This window comes from Usitatibacter palustris (genome assembly GCF_013003985.1).
Lineage (GTDB): Bacteria > Pseudomonadota > Gammaproteobacteria > Burkholderiales > Usitatibacteraceae > Usitatibacter > Usitatibacter palustris.
The window spans coordinates 942,691-961,623 of record NZ_CP053073.1 but is presented as its reverse complement, the minus strand read 5'-3'; the positions used below and the strand labels follow the sequence as shown (position 1 = coordinate 961,623).

Annotated in this window: 17 protein-coding genes; 6 read left to right on the top strand and 11 right to left on the bottom strand. The window is 71.2% G+C overall.

Going from position 1 to position 18,933, the window contains the following annotated elements; translation table 11 throughout:
- The first annotated feature begins 10 nt into the window (after positions 1-10).
- From DSM104440_RS05035 to DSM104440_RS05025, 3 genes are read left to right on the top strand one after another with little or no spacing between them, the layout of a single operon-like run.
- The gene (locus tag DSM104440_RS05035; RefSeq protein WP_171160973.1) at positions 11-1,144 is read left to right on the top strand and encodes a GGDEF domain-containing protein; all 1,134 of its coding nucleotides are present in this window, start codon (positions 11-13) and stop codon (positions 1,142-1,144) included.
- 18 nt (positions 1,145-1,162) lie between these two features.
- Positions 1,163-1,738 (top strand): hypothetical protein, encoded by a 576-nt coding sequence (locus DSM104440_RS05030; protein ID WP_171160972.1) that lies wholly within the window; start codon positions 1,163-1,165, stop codon positions 1,736-1,738.
- Between the two features lie 8 nt (positions 1,739-1,746).
- Positions 1,747-2,463: a VIT1/CCC1 transporter family protein gene (locus tag DSM104440_RS05025; RefSeq protein WP_171160971.1), complete on the top strand. Its 717-nt coding sequence runs from the start codon at positions 1,747-1,749 to the stop codon at positions 2,461-2,463.
- Between the two features lie 21 nt (positions 2,464-2,484).
- Here DSM104440_RS05025 and DSM104440_RS05020 read toward each other — a convergent pair whose 3' ends face one another.
- From DSM104440_RS05020 to DSM104440_RS05005, 4 genes are read right to left on the bottom strand one after another with little or no spacing between them, the layout of a single operon-like run.
- Positions 2,485-4,941 carry a cation-translocating P-type ATPase gene (locus DSM104440_RS05020; RefSeq protein ID WP_246212095.1) on the bottom strand — a complete coding sequence of 819 codons (2,457 nt, stop codon included), beginning with the start codon at positions 4,939-4,941 and terminating at the stop codon, positions 2,485-2,487.
- Between the two features lie 5 nt (positions 4,942-4,946).
- Positions 4,947-8,153: an efflux RND transporter permease subunit gene (locus DSM104440_RS05015; RefSeq protein ID WP_171160969.1), complete on the bottom strand. Its 3,207-nt coding sequence runs from the start codon at positions 8,151-8,153 to the stop codon at positions 4,947-4,949.
- A 6-nt stretch (positions 8,154-8,159) separates the two neighbouring features.
- On the bottom strand, positions 8,160-9,221 hold the full coding sequence (locus tag DSM104440_RS05010) for an efflux RND transporter periplasmic adaptor subunit (RefSeq protein WP_171160968.1): 1,062 nt from the start codon (positions 9,219-9,221) through the stop codon (positions 8,160-8,162).
- Positions 9,221-9,433 (bottom strand): YgaP family membrane protein, encoded by a 213-nt coding sequence (locus DSM104440_RS05005; protein WP_171160967.1) that lies wholly within the window; start codon positions 9,431-9,433, stop codon positions 9,221-9,223. Before DSM104440_RS05005 ends, DSM104440_RS05010 begins: the two co-directional genes overlap by 1 nt.
- An 83-nt stretch (positions 9,434-9,516) precedes the next feature.
- Between DSM104440_RS05005 and DSM104440_RS05000 the strand changes: the two genes are divergently transcribed.
- Both DSM104440_RS05000 and DSM104440_RS04995 read left to right on the top strand, forming a co-directional pair.
- Positions 9,517-9,864, top strand: a complete 348-nt coding sequence (locus DSM104440_RS05000; RefSeq protein ID WP_171160966.1) for a cytochrome c — start codon at positions 9,517-9,519, stop codon at positions 9,862-9,864.
- Positions 9,865-9,869: 5 nt separating this feature from the next.
- Positions 9,870-10,805 carry a histone deacetylase family protein gene (locus DSM104440_RS04995; protein ID WP_425509658.1) on the top strand — a complete coding sequence of 312 codons (936 nt, stop codon included), beginning with the start codon at positions 9,870-9,872 and terminating at the stop codon, positions 10,803-10,805.
- A gap of 53 nt (positions 10,806-10,858) precedes the next feature.
- On the opposite strand, the gene DSM104440_RS04990 is transcribed toward DSM104440_RS04995, so the two are convergent.
- The 5 genes from DSM104440_RS04990 to ccoS form a co-directional block, all read right to left on the bottom strand.
- Positions 10,859-11,608 (bottom strand): c-type cytochrome, encoded by a 750-nt coding sequence (locus tag DSM104440_RS04990; RefSeq protein WP_171160965.1) that lies wholly within the window; start codon positions 11,606-11,608, stop codon positions 10,859-10,861.
- A 2-nt stretch (positions 11,609-11,610) separates the two neighbouring features.
- The gene (locus DSM104440_RS04985; protein ID WP_171160964.1) at positions 11,611-11,904 is read right to left on the bottom strand and encodes a sll1863 family stress response protein; all 294 of its coding nucleotides are present in this window, start codon (positions 11,902-11,904) and stop codon (positions 11,611-11,613) included.
- Positions 11,905-11,985: 81 nt separating this feature from the next.
- A complete protein-coding gene (locus tag DSM104440_RS04980; protein ID WP_171160963.1) occupies positions 11,986-13,671 on the bottom strand; it encodes an ABC1 kinase family protein in 1,686 nt (561 codons plus the stop codon).
- A gap of 4 nt (positions 13,672-13,675) precedes the next feature.
- Positions 13,676-14,059 (bottom strand): hypothetical protein, encoded by a 384-nt coding sequence (locus DSM104440_RS04975; protein WP_171160962.1) that lies wholly within the window; start codon positions 14,057-14,059, stop codon positions 13,676-13,678.
- 129 nt (positions 14,060-14,188) lie between these two features.
- Positions 14,189-14,347: a cbb3-type cytochrome oxidase assembly protein CcoS gene (gene ccoS / locus DSM104440_RS04970; RefSeq protein ID WP_171160961.1), complete on the bottom strand. Its 159-nt coding sequence runs from the start codon at positions 14,345-14,347 to the stop codon at positions 14,189-14,191.
- 79 nt (positions 14,348-14,426) lie between these two features.
- Here ccoS and DSM104440_RS04965 point away from each other — a divergent pair, with 79 nt between their 5' ends.
- Positions 14,427-15,809, top strand: coding sequence for an MBL fold metallo-hydrolase RNA specificity domain-containing protein (locus tag DSM104440_RS04965; RefSeq protein WP_171160960.1), 1,383 nt, complete (start codon positions 14,427-14,429; stop codon positions 15,807-15,809).
- On the opposite strand, the gene DSM104440_RS04960 is transcribed toward DSM104440_RS04965, so the two are convergent.
- Together DSM104440_RS04960 and DSM104440_RS04955 are read right to left on the bottom strand one after the other, a co-directional pair.
- Positions 15,775-17,961, bottom strand: a complete 2,187-nt coding sequence (locus DSM104440_RS04960; RefSeq protein WP_171160959.1) for a heavy metal translocating P-type ATPase — start codon at positions 17,959-17,961, stop codon at positions 15,775-15,777. The genes DSM104440_RS04965 and DSM104440_RS04960 overlap by 35 nt on opposite strands.
- Positions 17,962-18,045: 84 nt before the next feature.
- Positions 18,046-18,930, bottom strand: a complete 885-nt coding sequence (locus DSM104440_RS04955) for a cation diffusion facilitator family transporter (RefSeq protein ID WP_171160958.1) — start codon at positions 18,928-18,930, stop codon at positions 18,046-18,048.
- Positions 18,931-18,933: the final 3 nt, after the last annotated feature.

Sequence of the window (18,933 nt, the reverse complement as noted above, 5' to 3'; positions counted from 1 at the left end):
AAGTCGCGGGATGAAGTTCGCCCGGCTCGCCGTCCTCGTCTCGCCGCGCCGCCACCCGGAAATGCTCACGCGCCGGCGTGCGCTCGCGATCGTGGCACTCGCGCGCGGCCTGGCGCTGCTCTTCGCGGGGCTCACGCTCGCCTGGGTCGCGGTCGACTACGCCGTCTTCGACCCCGCGCTCGCCGGGCGCCTGGCCGTCGTCCGCCTGATCGCGGTCGTGGCCTTTGCGATGGTCTGGGGCATGCCGCCGCGGGCCGTGTCGGGGCTCGCGTCCGCGTACGCACGGCTGCTCGCGCTCTTCGCCATTCCCGCGGTGTTCCACGTGGCCACGCAGGAAATCCTGCGGACCGAATCGGTCGAGGGTCTCGCGCGCGGCATCGCGGCGGCCTATTCGCTCGTGCCCTACGCGATCGCGGCGGGGATCGCCGCGTTCCCCATCGTGATCGTCGAATGCGCCATCCTCGCGCTGCTGCCGCTCGGCCTGCTCGCCGGCACGACGCTGCGCGACGCGACGCTGGTGGGCAACGCGATCGTGCTCGACGCCTTCTGGCTGCTCTTCCTCATCACCGGCGCCAGCACCTTCGCGGCAATGAGCCAGGTGCGATTGCTCGCGGCCCTCATCCGCCAGGCCACGCGCGACCCGCTCACCGGATGCCTGCGGCGCGAAAGCGGCGCGGAGCTCCTCGAGGCGCAGTTCCGTCTCTCGCAGCGAAGCGGCACGCCCCTCACGGTGGCCTTCGCCGACCTCGACCGCTTCAAGGCGGTGAACGACGCGTGGGGCCATGAGGTGGGCGACCAGGTCCTCTCCGCGGCGGCGCGCGCGCTGCGCGAATCGGTGCGCGAATCCGACCTGGTCCTGCGCTGGGGCGGCGAGGAATTCGCGCTGGTGCTTCCCGACACCGACGCGAAGGCGGCCACGCGCCTGGTCGATCGCTTGCGCGAACGCGGCGCCGGGCAGCGCCCCGACGGCCGTGCCGTGACGCTGAGCATCGGCATCGCCGAGCGCCGCGCCGACGCGACACCCACTGCCTCGGCGCTGGTCGATCTCGCCGACCAGCGCATGTATGTCGCCAAGCAGGCCGGACGCAATCGCTGCGTGCATTCGTGCGGTGGCGAAGCACGCATCATCTTCGACCTTCCGTAGGCCGGGTAATTGCCCGACATGAGAAAGCTCCCCCTGGCCGCGCTCGCCGCGGCCGTCGCCCTGGCCGGATGCGCCGAGCTCCTGCCCAAGACCAGCAGCGAGGTCGACAGCCCGTGGGGCAGCTACGAAGAAGCGCGCGCGGCGATCGAGCGGATCGAACCCGGGCAAACGACGCTCGCCGACCTGCGCGAGCACGGGATCAGCCTCGCGTCCAATCCCAACATCGAGATGCTCAGCTATTCCGATATCGTGCTGCGCTTCCCGATGAACTGGGGGCTCGCGCTCGAGGCGGCCGATCCCGGGCTGCGCGACTGCCTGAAGGCGGGCAAGGAATGCACGGGCGTCGCGATCAAGGTGACGAAGATGCGCCGCGAGCGCATCGGCAACTTCTGGCTCGACGCGCTGCGCTTCAAGCGCGAAACCGAGATCACCGGGTGGAGCTTCAACGCGCTGCTGCTCGTCATCGACGGGCGTATCGTGTACACGCTCTACGGCGGGCAGCCGTCGGTGCGCGAGCACGAGATCGCGAAGAACCCGCTGGGTCCGTTGCAGAACTGGGGCGATCAGCTCAAGCCGCCCGACATCTCACCTTGAGGCAAACCATGCCCCGTTCCCTCCATGCACGCGCCGCGCGCCATCTCGAGCACCACCGCACCGATCGGATCGGCTGGCTGCGCGCCTCGGTGCTCGGCGCCAACGACGGCATCGTTTCCACGGCGAGCCTCGTGCTCGGCGTGGCCGCGGCCAACGGCACGCATGCGAGCGTGATGGTCGCGGGCTTCGCCGGGCTGGTCGCCGGAGCGATGTCGATGGCCGCGGGCGAATACGTGTCGGTGCGCTCACAGGCGGATTCCGAGCAGGCCGCCCTCGAGCTGGAGCGCAGCGAGCTCGCCGAGGACGACGCGGGCGAACGCCACGAGCTCGCGGCGATCTATGTCACCCGCGGCCTGGATCGCGAACTCGCACGGCAGGTGGCCGACCAGTTGATGGCCCACGACGCGCTGGGTGCGCATGCGCGCGACGAACTGGGCATCACCGAAGCCCTGGCCGCGCGGCCCCTCCAGGCCGCGTTCGCCTCCGCCGCGAGCTTCGCGGTCGGCGCGGCGCTGCCACTCGCGGTCGCGGCGGCGGTGCCCCACGCATACCTGGCCTCGGTGGTCTCGGTGACCTCGCTCGTGTTCCTCGCGGCGCTGGGCGGCGTCGCCGCGCGAGTCGGCGGCGCGAAGGTTTCGACGGGCGCGATGCGGGTCACGTTCTGGGGCGCGCTCGCGATGGCGCTCACCGCCGGCGTGGGCGCCCTGTTCGGAACGGCGATCTAGCCCAGAACGGGCGCGCGCCGATCAGTTCCGTCGCACCGCCCTCACGACTTCGTACCAGAGCACCGACGCGAAGCCCGCGGCCACCGCGACGGCGAATGCGCCCGGCGCGGGCGGCATGAAGCGGAAGAGGCTCGCGACGGACGGCGCATACACGCAGAGCACGAGCGCGCCGAGCGTGATGCCCACGACCCACCAGAGCGCCGGGTTGTCTCGCGTGAAGCGCGCGACGAAGCCGTGCTCGCCCGAGCGGTTGGCGAAGATGAGGGCGACGTCTCCGGCCACGAGCGCGGCGAACCCCAGGGCGCGCGCTTCGCCCTCGGGCAGCCCCTGCGCGAGTGCCAGGCCGTACACCGCCGTGACGGCGGCGAGCACGCTCGCGCCGAGTGCCAGGCCCACCGCGACGATCCTCGCCGTGAAGAGGCGTTCGCCGCGGCGGCGCGGCGGGCGGTCCATGATCCCGGCGTCGCCGCGCTCGGCCTCGAACACCACCGAACACGTCGGGTCGATGACGAACTCCAGGAACACCACGTGCACCGGGAAGACGAGCAGCGGCCAGCCGGCGAAGAGCGGCACGAAGGACATGCCCGCGAGCGGCACGTGCACCGCGACGAGGAAGCGCATCGCGTAGCGGATGTTGTCGTAGATGCGCCGACCAAGCCGCACCGCGCCCACGATGGAAGTGAAGTCGTCGTCGAGCAGCACGAGGGCCGCGGCTTCGCGCGCGACGTCGGTGCCGCGCGCGCCCATGGCGATGCCGATGTCTGCGGCGCGCAGCGCGGGCGCGTCGTTCACGCCGTCGCCGGTCATCACCACGACTTCGCCGTTGCGCCGCAGCGCCTCCACGAGGCGCAGCTTCTGCTCGGGCCTCACGCGCGCGAAGATCTGTGTAGCCGCCACGCATTGTGCGAGCGCCGCGTCGTCGAGCCCGCCGATCTCGGCGCCGGTCACGATGCGAGTGGCATCGATGCCCGCGGCCCGCGCGATCGCGGCCGCCGTCGCCGGATGGTCGCCGGTGATCATGACGACGCGGATGCCCGCCTTGCGACAAAGCGCGATCGCCCCGGGCACCGCGGGACGCAACGGATCGGCGAGCGCAACGAACCCCAGGAAGCGGAAGGCGAATCCGTTCGCGGCGGCGGGCCAGGGGGCATGCGTCCAGGGCGCGGCCGCCACGCCCAGCAGGCGCAACCCACGCGCGGCCGCCCGCTCCGCGGCGGCCGAGGCCGCCGCGCGCGCCGCGGGTTCGAGCGCGCACAGGTCCAGCACCGTCTCGGGCGCGCCCTTGATCGCGGCATGCGCGTCGCCTTCCACCGGAAGCCAGGCGTGGCACACGGCGAGGAATCCTTCGGCGAGCGGATAGCGCCGTTCGAGCACGCCCGCGCGCTCGTGCGCGCCGGGCGCCGTCACGTGGATCGCGCGCTCCATCGGATCGAACGGCGAGGGCTCGCAGGCGAGCGCGGCGGCTCGCAACAGCGCGGCGTCGTCCGCGTCCCGATCGGCCGTCGTTCGCCACCGGCCCTCGCGCCAGGTCTCGACCACCGTCATGCGGTTCTCGGTCAGCGTGCCGGTCTTGTCGCAGCACAGCACCGTGGCGGCACCCAGCGTCTCGATCGCCGGCATGCGCCGCGTGAGCACGCCGTGGCGCGAGATGCGCCACGCGCCCAGGGCGAGGAACACGGTGAGCACGACCGGAAACTCCTCGGGCAGCAGCGCCATCGCGAGCGTGAGACCCGCGAGCACGCCGCCCAGCGCGTCGCCGCGCATCGCCGTGAAGATCACCGCCATGAGGACACACAGGACGAGCGCCCCGATCGCGATCAGGCGCACCACGCGCGCGGTCTCGACCTCGAGCGCCGTGCGCGGCGACTCGCGGCCATGGAGGAGACTGCCGATTCGACCAAGCTCCGAGCGCGGACCGGTGGCGACGACTTCTCCGAGCGCCGTCCCACGCACGACCAGCGTGCCGGAGAACGCCTGCACCTCCAGCCCTTCGTGCGGATGCGCGCGCTTGGCCACGGGCACGGCCTCGCCGGTGAGGAGCGACTCGTCGACCATGAAGTCGTTGGCCTCGATGAGCCGCGCGTCGGCGGGGACGCGATCGCCCTCGCGCAGCATGAGCAGGTCGCCGCGCACGACCTGCGCGCCGGCGATGCGCTGCTCGCGCCCGTCGCGAATGACCAGCGCACGCGGGCTGGAGAGGTCGCGCAGCGCCTCGAGCGCGCGTTCCGTGCGCCGCTCCTGCACCACCGTGATGGCGACGATCACGAGCACGGAGGCCGCGAGCACGAGCGCCTCGCGCAGGTCGCCGAGCACGAGGTACACGAGGGCCGCGGAGACGAGGAGCACGAACGTGGGTTCGCGCATCACCTGGAAGGTGAACGCGATGAGGCCGCGGCTTTCGCGCGTGGGCAGCGCGTTCGGGCCGTCGGCGGCGAGGCGGGTCGCGGCCTCGGCGCTCGTCAGGCCCCTCTTGCCCACCGGGATCATTTCGGCGGACCGACCCCGCTGCCGGCGAGTACGCGGTAGTACAGGACCGGGATCACCACCAGGGTGAGCAGCGTCGAGGCGAGGATCCCGAAGATGAGCGAGATCGCCAGCCCGTTGAAGATCGGGTCGTCGAGGATGAACGCGGCGCCGAGCATGGCGGCGAGCGCGGTGAGCGCGATCGGCTTGGCGCGCGCCGCGGCGGCGTCGACCACCGCAGCCGCCGGCGTGGCGCCTGCGGCGAGCCTCAGGTTCACGAAGTCCACGAGCAGGATGGAGTTGCGCACGATGATGCCCGCGAGCGCGATCATGCCGATCATCGAGGTCGCGGTGAAATGCGCGCCGAGCAGCGCGTGCCCGGGCATCACGCCCACGAGCGTGAGCGGGATCGGCGCCATGATCACCAGCGGCACGACGTAGGAGCGGAACTGCGCGACGATCAGCAGGTAGATCAGCAGCAAGCCCACCGCATACGCCGCACCCATGTCACGGAAGGTTTCGTACGTGACCTGCCATTCGCCGTCCCACTTGAGCGCGTACTGCCGGTACGGGTCCGAGGGCTGGCGCACGAAGTACTCGCCGAGCGTGCCGCCCTCTTCCAGCGTCCGGCCGGCGAGCTTGCCGCGCGCCGCGAACAGGCCGTAGAGCGGGCTGTCGGCGCTGCCCGCTTCGTCGGCGAGCACGTAGACGACCGGCAGAAGGTCCTTGTGGTGCACGGGCCGGTCGCGCTCGTCGCGTGCCACGCGCACCAGCTCCGAGAGCGCGACGAGCGAGCCGTCCGCGCCGCGCAGCGTGAGCTTGAGCAGTTCTTCCAGGTCGCCCCGGCGCCCGGCGGGCAGCGTGAGGCGCACCGGCACCTCGTAGCGCGCCGATCCGTCGTGCAGCGGCGTCACGTCCGCGCCCGCGAGGCCCATGCGCAATGTCTCCGCGATGTCGCGGCCCGTAACGCCCGCGAGCGCCGCGCGCGCCTGGTCCACGCGCAATACGTAACGCGGCGCAGGATCGTCCACCGTGTCGTCCACGCCGACCACGCCCGGCGTGGCGGCGAGCGCCTCGCGCACGAGTGCCGCCACGCGAATGCGCCCGGCGGCCTCGGGCCCGTACACCTCCGCCACGATCGGCGAGAGCACCGGCGGGCCCGGCGGAACCTCGACCACTTTCACGCGCGCCTGCCAGCGCGTGCCGATCGCCTCGAGCGCGGGGCGCACCGCGCGGGCGATCTCGTGGCTGCGGCGCGAACGCTGCGATTTGTCCACGAGGTTCACCTGCAGGTCGCCCTGCTCGGGCTGCGAGCGCAGGTAGTACTGGCGCACGAGGCCGTTGAAGTTGATCGGTGAGGCCGCACCCGCGTACGCCTGGTAGTCGGTCACCTCGGGCACGGTCGCGAGGTGGGCGCCGAGGTCGCGCAGCGCGGCGGCGGTCACTTCCACCGGCGTGCCCGTGGGCAGGTCCACCACCACTTGAAATTCCGACGTGTTGTCGAAGGGCAGCATCTTCAGCACGACCAGCCGCACGGCGGCGAGACCCACTGCGAGTGCGAGCATTCCGGCGATCGCCGCGAGCAGCCAGCGGCGCCGGCGCGGCGCGCCGGCGGCATCGATGGAGGGGCCCAGCAGCGCGCGAAAGAAGCGCTCCAGGCGCGCGTCGAGCGCCGAAGGCCGCGCGCTCGCGTGCGCACCGGGCAGCTTGAGCGCGAGCCACGGCGTCACCGTGAATGCGATGGCGAGCGAGATCAGCATCCCCAGGCTCGCGTTGATCGGGATCGGGCTCATGTACGGCCCCATCAGCCCGCTCACGAAGGCCATCGGCAGGAGTGCCGCGATCACCGTGAGCGTCGCGAGGATGGTGGGTCCGCCTACTTCGTCCACCGCTTTGGGCACGATGTCGGCGAGCGTGCCGCCGTCGAGCCCGCGCCGCCGGTGGATGTTCTCCACGACCACGATCGCGTCGTCCACGAGGATGCCGATGGAAAAGATGAGCGCGAAGAGCGAGACGCGGTTCAGGGTGAAGCCCCAGGCCCAGGAAGCGAAGAGCGTCGCCATGAGCGTGAGCACCACGGCGAGGCCCACGATCGCGGCCTCGCGCAGCCCGAGGGCTGCGAGCACCAGCACGATGACCGCGGCGGTGGCGAACACGAGCTTGCGGATCAGGCTCGAGGCCTTGTCGTCGGCGGTGGCCCCGTAGTTGCGCGTGACCGTGACGCGCACGTCGGCGGGGATCACGGTGCCGCGTAGTTCGGCAACGCGCACCATCACGCCTTGCGCGACCTTCACCGCGTTCTCGCCGGGCTTCTTGGTGAGCTGGATCGTGACCGCGGGATGTTCGCCGCGAGCAGCGCCACCCGTGCGCGCCGCGGGTCCGCTGCCGGTCCACACGTAGCGCGAGGGCGTGTCCGGGCCATCGATCACTTCGGCCACGTCGCCCAGGCGCACGGTGCGCCCGCCCGACGAACCGACCACGATTTCGCGCACGTCCGCGTCCGAGCCGAGGAAGGCGCCCGCCTCCACGAGGATCTCGCGGTTGTCGCGCACCACCGAGCCGGCGGGCAGCGCCACGTTGGCGAGCTGCAGCGCGGCGCGCACGTCGAGCGGCGTGACGCCGCTCGCGGCCAGGCGGTCGGCGTCGAGCAGCACGCGCACCACGCGCCCCGGTCCTCCCAAGGTCGCCACGTCGCGCGTGCCCGGCACGCGCTTCAACTCGGCCTCGATCGCGTGCGCCACGCGCTCCAGTTCGAAGGCTCCCTTCGCGGGGTCGTCGCTCGAGAGCGTGAGTGCGACGATCGGCACGTCGTCGATGCCGCGCGGCTTGATGACGGGCTCGCCCACGCCCAGCTCGGGAGGCGCCCAGTCGCGATGCGCGGCGAGGGTGTCGCGCAACCGCACGATCGCTTCCGTGCGCGGCACGCCGACCTTGAACTGAACGGTGAGGACCGCGAGGCCCGCGCGCGAGACCGAGTAGACGTGCTCGATCCCTTCCATGCGCGCGAGCACCTGCTCGGCGGGCGAGGCGACCAGCGCCTCGACGTCGCGCACGGCCGCACCCGGAAGCGCGATGAACACGTTGGCCATCGTGACGTCGATCTGCGGCTCCTCCTCGCGCGGAGTCACCGCGACGGCGAAGAGGCCCAGCAGGAAGGCGAGCAGCGCGAGCAGCGGCGTGAGCTGCGAGCCCTGGAAGAAGCGCGCGATGCGGCCGGAGAAGCCCACGGCCGGCTAGCGGGCGGGACCGGTGGCCATGCCCGCGCGCACCGGATCGAGGGCGACGCGCTCGCCGGCGCGGATGCCCGCCAGCACCTCCACCGAGCGTTCGTCTGAGGCGGAGCCCAGCCGCACCTGGCGCAGGCCGGGAACGCCGGCCGCGTCGAGGACGTAGACCGCGGTCACTTCGCTGCGGCGGACGACGGCCTCGCGCGGCACCATGAGCCGCGGCGCACGGCCGACCACGAAATGCGCGCGCGCGAAGACCCCCGGATAGATGCCGCTCACGTCGGCGGGCAGGTCGATGCGCACCTGCGTGGTGTGCGTGCGCGGGTCGGCCGAGGGCACGACCGTGATCGACTTCGCGTCGATCCAGCGGTTGGCCGAGGGCACCTCGATGCGCGCCTTCGCCCCCGCGCGAATGGCCGGTGCCTGCGTCGATGCGACGTTGGCGACCACGCGCAGCGTCGCCGGATCGAAGCCGGTCATCAGCGCCTTGCCCGGCGTGGCCATCTCGCCCAGTTGCACGTGGCGTGCCGCGACCACGCCGCTGTAGGGCGCGACGATCACGGCGAAGCTTTTTTCGGTCGCGGCCTGCCCGGCGCCTGCGAGCATCGCCTTCAGGCGCGCCTCGGCGGCCTTGTGCTCGCTCTCGGCCTTGTCGAGCGCGGCCTGGCTCACGAACTTCTGCTGGAAGAGCTGCTTCGTGCGTTCGTATTGGGCGCGCGCGTTGGCGAGCGTGGCCTCGGCTTCGCGCGCCTGCGCCTCGCTCGCGCCGAGCGCCAGCGAAGCGGCGCGCTCGTCGATGCGCACGATCACGTCGCCCTGCTTCACGCGGTCGCCCACGTCGAAGCGGATGTCCACGATGCGCCCGGCGATCTGGGCCGAAACGGTCGATTGGCGCACCGCCTCCACCAGCGCCTCGGCCGAATAGGTGAGGTCGACTTCGCGCAGCTCCGCGCTCGCCGCAGCCAGCGCGGCAGCCGGTGGTGCGACGCCCGGCGATGGCGCCTGCTGGCCGCAGCCGGCGAGGGCTGCCACGCACGCGGCGACCACGAGCCGGCGCGCGGCGCGCATCAGGCGGCGTTCTTGGACACGCCCAGGCGCAGCAGGATCATCTCGAGCGGGCAGAAGCCGGTGAAGCCGCTCTGGAAAAGATTCAGGCCGACGAAGGCGGTGAGCCACAGCCAGTGGACGCTCACGAAGAGCGGGCTCGCGCTCACGCCGAGCGCGAGGCTCGCCAGCACGACGGCACCGGCGAAGACACGGATCAGTCTCTCGGTATTCATGACCCCATCGTGCGCTGGCGCTCGCGCGCGAGCTTGCGGCAGATCAAACGCCGACCGCGCCTCGGGCCGTAGGCTCTTGATCCATGCACCGCCAACCGAATCCCCGTCACGTCTGGCTCGCCATCGCCCTGGCGATCGCCGGAATGATCCTGCTCTTCGCGACCCGCACCGCTTCGGCGGCCGAGCCCCTGCGCGGCCAGGCGCTGTACGAATCGAGGTGCACGAGCTGCCACGAGAAGAGCGTGCACGGGCGCGTGAAGCGCGAAGCGAAGGATTTCAACGCCGTGCGCGCCTGGGTCGAACGCTGGAACGCGAGCCTGGCGCTGCGATGGGATGGCGAGGAAGTCGACGACGTCGCCGCCTTCCTCAACAACACCTACTACCGGTATCCCTGCCCGCCGACGATCTGCAAGGTCGTCTCGCTGCGTTGAGCCGCGTGCACTCCGGCCCCTGCGCGTGGATCACGCATTCGGGCTTTCGCCTGCACGAGATGGGCGAAGGCCATCCCGAATGTCCCGAGCGGCTTGACGCGATTTCCGACCACCTCCTCGCGATCGGGGTCCTCCCATGGCTCGTGCCCTACGACGCGCCGGCGGCCACGTTCGAGCAGCTCACGCGCGCGCACACGGCGCTTTACGTGCGCGAGCTCATGGCCGCGGCCCCGACGCGCGACTACGTCCACGTCGACCCCGATACGGCGATGAACCCGCATTCCCTCGACGCGGCACTGCATGCCGCGGGTGCGGCGGTGCTCGCCACCGACCTCGTGCTGAGTGGTGAAGCGCACCGTGCGTTCTGCGCGGTGCGCCCGCCCGGCCATCACGCCACGCGCGATGCGGCGATGGGCTTCTGCTTCTTCAACAACGTGGCCGTGGGCGTGCGGCATGCGCTCGACGTGCACGGGCTCGAACGCGTGGCGCTCGCCGACTTCGACGTGCACCACGGCAACGGCTCGGAGGACATCCTCGCGGGCGACGATCGAGTCCTGATGGTGTCGACGTTCCAGCGCGGGCTCTACCCATTCCTTGGTGAAAAGCCCGCGGGCGCGAACATGGCCAACGTGCCGCTCGAGCCGCGCTCGGATGGAACGGCGCTCAAGCGCGCGTTCGAGGAGGTGTGGCTGCCGCGGCTCGAGGCCTTCCGCCCGCAGATGCTGTTCATCTCGGCCGGGTTCGACGCGCATCGCGCCGATGAGATGGGCGGGCTGCGCTGGACCGAGGCCGACTACGCCTGGATCACGCACGCGCTGCTCGACGTGGCCGACCGGCACTGCGAGGGACGCGTGGTCTCATGCCTCGAAGGAGGATACGAGCGTTACGCGCTCGCGCGCAGCGTCGCCGCGCACGTGCGCGAGCTCTGCGGCGCGGCCTGAGGTCAGTCCGCTTGGGCGTGGGCTCGAAGTGCTTGCGCGGCGGATCGAGGCGATCAGCCTGGCGTGGGGTTGAAGCGCGTCTCGAGGGTTCGTGGCGAGCCGGCGGGCCGGATGCGCACGATGAACGTGGCCGGCGTGCGCGGCGCGAGGCGGATGTACTGGCCGTAGTTGGCCGAACCCGTACCGGGCTCGGCTTCGAGCACCTTCTTCAGCGTGTCCTGGCCGGCCTGCACGACCTCGACCTCGACCGCGGCGCCTCGCAGCGGCGCGCGCTTGTCGCCCTCATGAAGGGTGACGTTCACGTGGTAGTAGCCGCTGCCTTTGGGAACGCCCCCGTGCATCGAGGCCTCCTTCGAGCCGGGCGGATACGCGCGCAGGCGCTCGGCGTTCACCAGGCCGAAGTGGATCGCGACGCCGTCGACGGTGGCCTCGTACGGATTGCGCGGCGCGGGTGCGGCCGGCGGGGGGCGAGCCGCGGCGCGCGCCTCGGCGCCCGGATCGAACATATAGGCGATGGCGTTGCGCACCTCGAGGTCGGTGAGTTGCGCCGCCCCTCCACGAGGGGCCATGCCGCCGTGGCCGCGGATCGCGTGGAGCGTGAGCGTGTCGAGCCCTTGCTTCATGCGCGGAATCCACGCCTCGCGGTCGCCGCTCTTCGGCGCGCCCTGGAGCCCTGCCGCGTGGCAGGTGGAGCACACCGTGTCGTAGACCTCCCGTCCCGCACGGTTCCCCGCATCGCCGGCCGCCGTATCCGGCGTGGTCGCGAGGAGGAAGGGTGCGAGAAGGAAGATTCGGTTAAACACGCTCAAGCCTTCTCGAAGTGCTTGCGGGCGTCGGTCATCGCATGATGCAGGCGCTCCCAGGCTTCATCGGCGCCCTGCACGAAGTCCGACCACGCGGAGGTCGAGGCGCCCTGCAGCAGCTTCATCTGGTAGGCCGCCTGCTCCTGGCGGGCGCGAACGCCTTCGAGCTCCTTCGCATAGCGCTTGGCCATGTCGTCGCGCGCGGCCTTCGACTGCGCTTCCCAGCGCGCCATGTCCTTGTTCCAATCGTCGAGCCGGGTCTTGAGACCTGCTACATATTCGTCGCGGGTTTTCATCGTTGACTCCTTCGGGGCTGACACGTCCATTGTGGAAGCCTTGCGCAAGCGCTTCATGACGTGGATCAACTCAGGCGCAGATCAGCGCGGCCCGTGGTGCGCGCGGCGGATCGAAGCGATCAGCCACACGCTGTTGGCGAGCGCGAGGCCGATGCCCACGATGCCCAGCGCCCAGGCGACCGTGCTCACCTGGCTGCCCGATACCGACAGCAGGATCGACGAGCCCACGATCAGCGCGGCCGTGACCAATCCGATGGCCAGGCGATCGATGCTGCGCTCGATCTGGTCGCTCACGGTGGTGAGCTTGTCGACCTCGAAGCGCAGCGCGACCCCGTCGTCGGTGAAGCGGCGCGCGAGCGACTCGAGCAGGCGAGGTGCCGCCCGCACGGCGCGACCCCACTCGCGCGCGGTGCCGGAGAGGCGCCCGGCGACCTGGCCCGGCCCCCAGCGCTCGGCGGCGAGCCGCCGCACCCAGGGGCCGACCTGCTCGATGAGCTTGAAGCGCGGCACCAGCCGCGTGCCCAGGCCCTCGAGCGTGATCAGCGTCTTGAAAAGCAGCGCGAGGTCCGCGGGCAGCATCAGGTGGTGTTCGCGCATGATCGCCGCGATCTCGGCGAGGAGCGCGCCCAGGCTCACCTCGCGCAGCGACGCGTTCTCGTAAAGGTGCAGCAGGCGGCCCAGGTCCTCGGCGAAGCGCTCGGCCGAGACGCGCCGTCCATCGGCCCAGGCGAGGAGCACGTCGCGCATCGCTTCGGCATCGCGCGCGGCGACACCCTCGAGCAGGTCGATCAGCTCCGCGCGGCGCTTGCGCGAGAGCCAGCCCACCATGCCGAAATCGATGAGCGCGATGCGGTTGCCGGGGAGGAAGAACACGTTGCCCGGATGCGGATCGGCATGGAACATCCCGTCGACCAGCACCATCTGGAGCACGACATCCGCTCCGCGCCGCGCGAGCAACTCGCGGTCGAGGCCGGCGGCATCGGCCGCGGCGAGGTTCGTGGCCGGAATGCCTTCGACCCAATCCATGACGAGAAGCGAAGCGCGCGTGAAGGCCACGTGCACGCGCGGAACGAAGACGTCCTCGCGATCGCGGAAGCTCTCGGCGAAGCGCGATTGGCCGCGCGCCTCGGCCATGAAGTCGACTTCGCGCGCGAGCGAGCGGCGCAACTGGCGCACGAGCTCGACGGGGCGATAGCGGCGGGCGACGGGGTTCTGCTCTTCCCACCACGCCGCGAGCACCTCCAGCAGCAACAGGTCGGATTCGATGCGGCCGGCGACGTCGGGGCGGCGCACCTTCACCGCGACCTCGGAACCATCGTGCAGCCGCGCGCGATGCACTTGCGCAATGGAACCGGCCGCAGCCGGCGTCGTGTCGAAGGCAGCGAACACCTGCGCGGGCGGTGCGCCCAGGTCGGCCAGCAGTTGCGGCTCCACCTTGTCGTATGCGGCGGGCGAAGCGCGGTCGTGGAGCAGGTCGAGGCTCGCGATCCACTCGGGGCCGAGAAGGTCCACGCGCGTGGCGAGGACCTGCCCGAGCTTCACGTAGGCGGGGCCGAGCGCTTCGAGCGCGAGGCGAAGCCGCTCGGGCATCGGCCGCGCGGCGAGCGCCGGATCGGGATCCCACCCGAGCATGTGGCCCGCTTCGGCCAGCAGGCGGTGCGCGCCCACGGAATGCACGAGATCGTGCAGCCCGTGATGGATCAGGATGCGCGCGACCTCCAGCAGCCGGGGGACCGCGCGCAGGCGCTCGAGCGACTCGAGCAGCAAGGGACTACTTCTTCAGGAAGTCGCACGCCGGTCCGGGCCCGCCCGTTCCGCCGGGACCCATTCCGCCCTTGCCCATTCCGCCGGGCCCCATTCCGCCGGGACCGTGCGGCATCGTCGTGCCTCTTTCCTTCGCGCGTTGCTCCATCGCCTTGTAGTGCCCTTGCATGTAGGCGCTGCAACCTGCGTAGTCCTTCGAGCCCATGACGCGATCGCGATGCGCGGTGCGTTCCTCGGGCGTCATCATGGCCCAGCCGGGCGTGGTGTTCGCATTGCAGCATCCGCCCTGCATTCCGGGTCCGCCGCCGGGGCCGGAGCCCTGGGGCTGTGCCGCAACGTTGAAGGCGATCGCGAAAGCGGCGAGCGTGGTGGTGATGAGTGTCGTGCGCATGGTGGCCTCCTCGAGGCGATGGGTCATGACCCACCCTATCGCGCACCGCCTGTCGCCCCTTGCCGCGGATCAAGCCCGCGCGCGATTTCGGGACGGCCGCGAGCAGGAACCGAAACACGGGATGGGCCCTCAGGCCGGCGGCGTGGGCGACGCGTCGTCGCCAAGGATGTCGTTCGCCGGCGCCTCGAGATCCTCGAACTGCCCGCCGGTGGCGGCCACGAGGAAAAGCGCGCCCGCGATCAGGGCGACCAGCACGCCGAGCGGGACGAGGACGAAGAGGACTTCCATGCGGCATTGTGGGGCACGCCGCATCGCTGCGCTTGATGTCGATCAAACAGCGGTGCCCGGGCCGCTCCACGATGGCGGCATGAAGCTCACCTTCTGTGGCGCCACGGGAACCGTCACCGGGTCGCGCTACCTCCTGCGCGGCGACGGCGGCGAGGTGCTTGTCGACTGCGGCCTGTTCCAGGGCTACAAGCAGTTGCGCCTGCGCAACTGGGAAGCCCCTCCCTTTGCGCCGAAGCAGGTCGAAGCCGTGCTGCTCAGCCACGCCCACCTCGATCACAGCGGCTGGATCCCGCGGCTCGTGAAGGCCGGTTTCGCGGGGCGTGTGCATTGCACGCCGGGGACGCGCGACCTGTGCGCCCTGTTGCTGCCCGATTCGGGCCACTTGCAGGAGGAGGAAGCGGCGTACGCTCGCCGCAAGGGTTTCTCGAAGCACGACCCGCCGCAACCGCTCTACACCGTCGCCGATGCACTGGCGGCGATGCGCGCGTTCCGCGTGGTCTCGCGCACGCGCGCCGTGCACGTGGCGGGCCTTGAAGCGAGCTTCCTGCACGCGGGGCACTTGCTCGGCGCCTCCTCGATCCTCGTGCGCGGCGCGGGTGTGTCGGTGATGTTCTCGGGGGACCTGGGGCGCGACAACGATCCGATCCTGGTTCCGCCCGCACCCTTCGCAGGCGCCGACTACCTCGTCGTCGAGTCCACCTACGGCAATCGTTCGCACGACGCCGGCGATCGCGAGGCGAGGCTCGCCGACGTGATCACGCGCACCGTCGAGCGCGGCGGCATCGTGGTGGTGCCCGCGTTCGCGGTGGGCCGCGCTCAGGAGATCCTCCTGCACATCGCACGATTGCGCGCTGCGGGCCGCATTCCGGACGTGCCCGTCTACTTGAATAGCCCGATGGCGAGCCACGCCGGAGAAACGCTCGCCAATCACGTCGGAGAGCACCGCCTCACGGCCGCGCAATGCGCGGAGCTCACGCGCATCGCCCGCATCGTGGCCACGCCCGAGGAATCGGCCGCGCTCAACGCGCGCCGCGATCCGATGATCATCGTCGCGGCGAGCGGCATGGTCACCGGCGGTCGGGTCGTGCATCACGTGAAGGCCTTCGCGCCCGATCCGCGCAATACGCTTCTTTTCTGCGGCTACCAGGCGGGCGGCACGCGCGGGGCGACGATCGTGGCAGGCTCGCCCACCGTCCGCATCCACGGCGAGGACATTCCCGTCCGTGCGGAAGTCGTTTCCCTCGACGGCTTTTCAGCGCACGCCGATGCCGATGGGCTCATCGCCTGGATGCGCGCGGCGCGCACGCCACCGCTGTGCACCTTCATCACGCACGGCGAGCCCGACGCGGCCGACGCCCTGCGCCAGCGCATCGAACGCGAGCTCGGATGGAACGTGCGGGTACCCGACTATCGCGACCGCTACGAGCTCACCGCTTCGGGCGCGCGATCCGCAGGGCGTTGAGAACGACGAGCAGCGACGATACCGACATCCCGAGGCTCGCCATCCAGGGCGCGAGCACGCCCGCCGCGGCAAGGGGGATGGTCACCAGGTTGTAGCCCGCGGCCCACGCGAGGTTCTGCGCGATCACGCGGCGCGTGCGGCGCGCGGTCTCGATGGCTTCGGGAATCGCCATGAGGGACGGATTGATGAGGACGAGCCCCGCCTGCGACTGCGCGAGCGCCGCGCCCTGGCCGAGCGCGATCGCGACGTGGGCCGCCGCGAGCGAGGGCGCATCGTTCACGCCATCGCCGACCATCGCGACCTTCTCGCCCGTCGCGCGGAAGCCTTCCAGGATCTGCAGCTTGTCGTCGGGACTCGCGGCCGACACGGCGTGCGTGATGCGCGTGGCCCGGGCGACGCGGTCCACGACCGGCGCCCGATCGCCCGATACGAGACTCGACTCGACGCCGAGCTCGCGCAGGCGCGCGATCACTTCGGGCGCTTCCGTGCGCAGCGTGTCGTCGAAGCGAATGACGGCGAGCCAGGCGCCTTCCCGCACGAGCGCCACGCGCGGCGAATCGTCCTCGGGCGGCAGCGTCGGCGGTTCGCCCGCGATCTCGCGGCAGAACTGCGCCGAGCCGACGCGATGCACGACGCCATCGAGGCGCGCCTCGACGCCCGCGCCGGGAACGGCGAGCAGCGCTTTCACGGCGAGCGGCCGGGCGCCACTCGCCACCAGTGCATGCGCAATCGGATGCGGCATCGCCTGTTCGAGCGCGGCCGCGATCTGCAGGCAGCGCAGCTCGTCAACATCGCCGAGCACGTCGATCGTCGCGATGCGCAACCGCCCCGTCGTGAGCGTGCCGGTCTTGTCGAAGACCACGCGATCGATGTCCGCAAGCCGCTCGATCGCGGCCCCGTCGGTCACGAGCACGCCGCGCGCGGCCAGCGCGTTGGCGCTCGCGGTGAGCGCGACCGGGGTCGCCAGCGAGAGCGCGCACGGACAGGAAACGACCAGGACCGCCATCGCGACCGGGAGCGCACGCGCCGGATCGATGAAGCTCCACGCGACAGCGGCGATGGCCGCGAGCAGCACCACGCCGACCACGAAGTGGGATGCATAGCGATCTGCGAGCAGGGCCCAGCGCGGCTTCGACGCGGCCGCGCGTTCGACGAGGCGGCGCACCACGGAGAGCGTCTGCTCCTCGCCCGCGCGCGTGACGCGCGCACGCACCGGCGCGGAGAGGTTCACGCTGCCCGCGAGGATCGCATCGCCGGCGCGCTTGGCCGCGGGCGCGCTTTCGCCCGTGAGCAGCGCCTCGTTGAAATCGGTTTGACCCTCTTCGAGCGTGCAGTCGGCCGGAGCGGCGTCGCCGGCCGCGATCCACACGAGGTCGCCGGGCACCAGGGCGGCGGGCTCGACCGCCTCGCGCTGGCCCTGCGCGGTGAGACGCACCGCCTTGCGCGGCAGCAGGCGCGCGAGCGCTTCGGAAGAGGCGACGGTCGCGGCGAGCGCGCGCGCCTCGAACCAGCGCGCGGTGGCGAGGAAGAACACGAACATCGCGACCGATTCGTAGTAGACCGGCCCGCCGTGGAAGGTGGCGGGCAGGCTCGCGATCGTCGCCGCGATCAATCCGAGCGCGACGGGAACGTCCATGCCCGGATGTCCCGCGCGCAGGCCGCGCCAGGCATTCACCCAGATGGGAATGGCCGAGAACGCGAGCACGGGAATGGTGAGCAGCAGCGCGGCGAAGGACAGCAACCGCTCCTGGTCCCACGTGAGCGTGCCTTCGTCGGCGATGTAGGCGGGCCAGGCGAGCATCATCACCTGCATCATCGCGAGGCCGGCAACGCCCGCGCGCCAGAGGGCGGTACGCCGATCGCGCGCGGGGTCGCGGCGCGCGCCCGTGGTGGCGCGATAGCCTGCGCGTGCCACGGCCGCTTCGAGCTCGCCCTTGGTGATCGTCGTGGCATGGCTCACGCTCGCGCGGCGCGTCGCGAGGTTGAAGCTCGCGACACTCACGCCGGGAACGGCGCGCAGCGCCGTCTCGATGCGCGCCACGCACGCGCCGCAGCTCGCGCCCTCGACTTCGAGGGTCGTCTCGGCGCCGCCGGCGGGTTGCGATTTCCCGAGCGCGTCCACGTAGGACTGGCCTTCGCAGCAATTGTCCATCCCGCCAGTGTCCGCGCTTGCGCGCGCAGCCAGTTGACCCGTGTCAAACGAAAGGCCGGCGCTGAGTGGGTCCCCTGAAGGGCTTCAGCCATTGTCGTCCCAGCTGCGGGGATCCTCCAGCGGCTCGAGGTGCACCAGCACCTCGACGTGCGCGACTGCCTTGCGAACCTCCTGCTCGAAATGCTCGACCAGATCGTGCCCCTCCTGCACGCTCATCGCGCCCGGGACCAGCACGTGCACATCGACAAAACCGCGCGAGCCGGCCTGGCGCGTTCGCAGTGCGTGATAGTCGCAGCCACGCGCCTTCAGCGCTTCGAGCTCCGTGCGGATGCGCGCGATGTCCGCCTCCGGAAGCGCGCGGTCCATGAGGCCATCGAAGGAGCGCCTCACGAGGTGCACGCCGGTCCACAGGATGTGCACCGCCACGACGATGGCGATGAGCGGATCGAGGATGAGCCATCCCGTCACCTTCACCGCGAGCACTCCGACGACCACGCCCACGGTGGTCCACACGTCGGTGAGCAGGTGCCTCGCGTCGGCCTCCAGTGCGATCGAACGGTGCGCACGCGCCGCGCGCAGCATCGCCGCCGCACACGCGGCATTGGCGAGCGTCGCCGCGATCGAGAACGCGATACCCATCCCGACCTGCTCGAGCGCGACGGGATGCAGGAGGCGTGGAACCGCGGTCCACGCGATCACGCCGGCGGCGAGGAAGATCAGCGCGCCCTCGAGGCCGCTGGAAAAGTATTCGGCCTTCTCGTGCCCGAAGTTGTGCTCGGGATCGGGTTCGCGGGCTGCGTACGTCAGTGCGCCGAGAGCGGCGAGTGCCGCGGCCAGGTTCACGAAGCCCTCGATCGCATCCGAGAGCAGGCCGACGGAACCAGTGACGTAGTAGGCCGCGAATTTCAACGCGATGGTCACGACCGAGGTCGCGACCGAAAGTCCCGCGTAGAAGGTGGCGGATTTCATCTC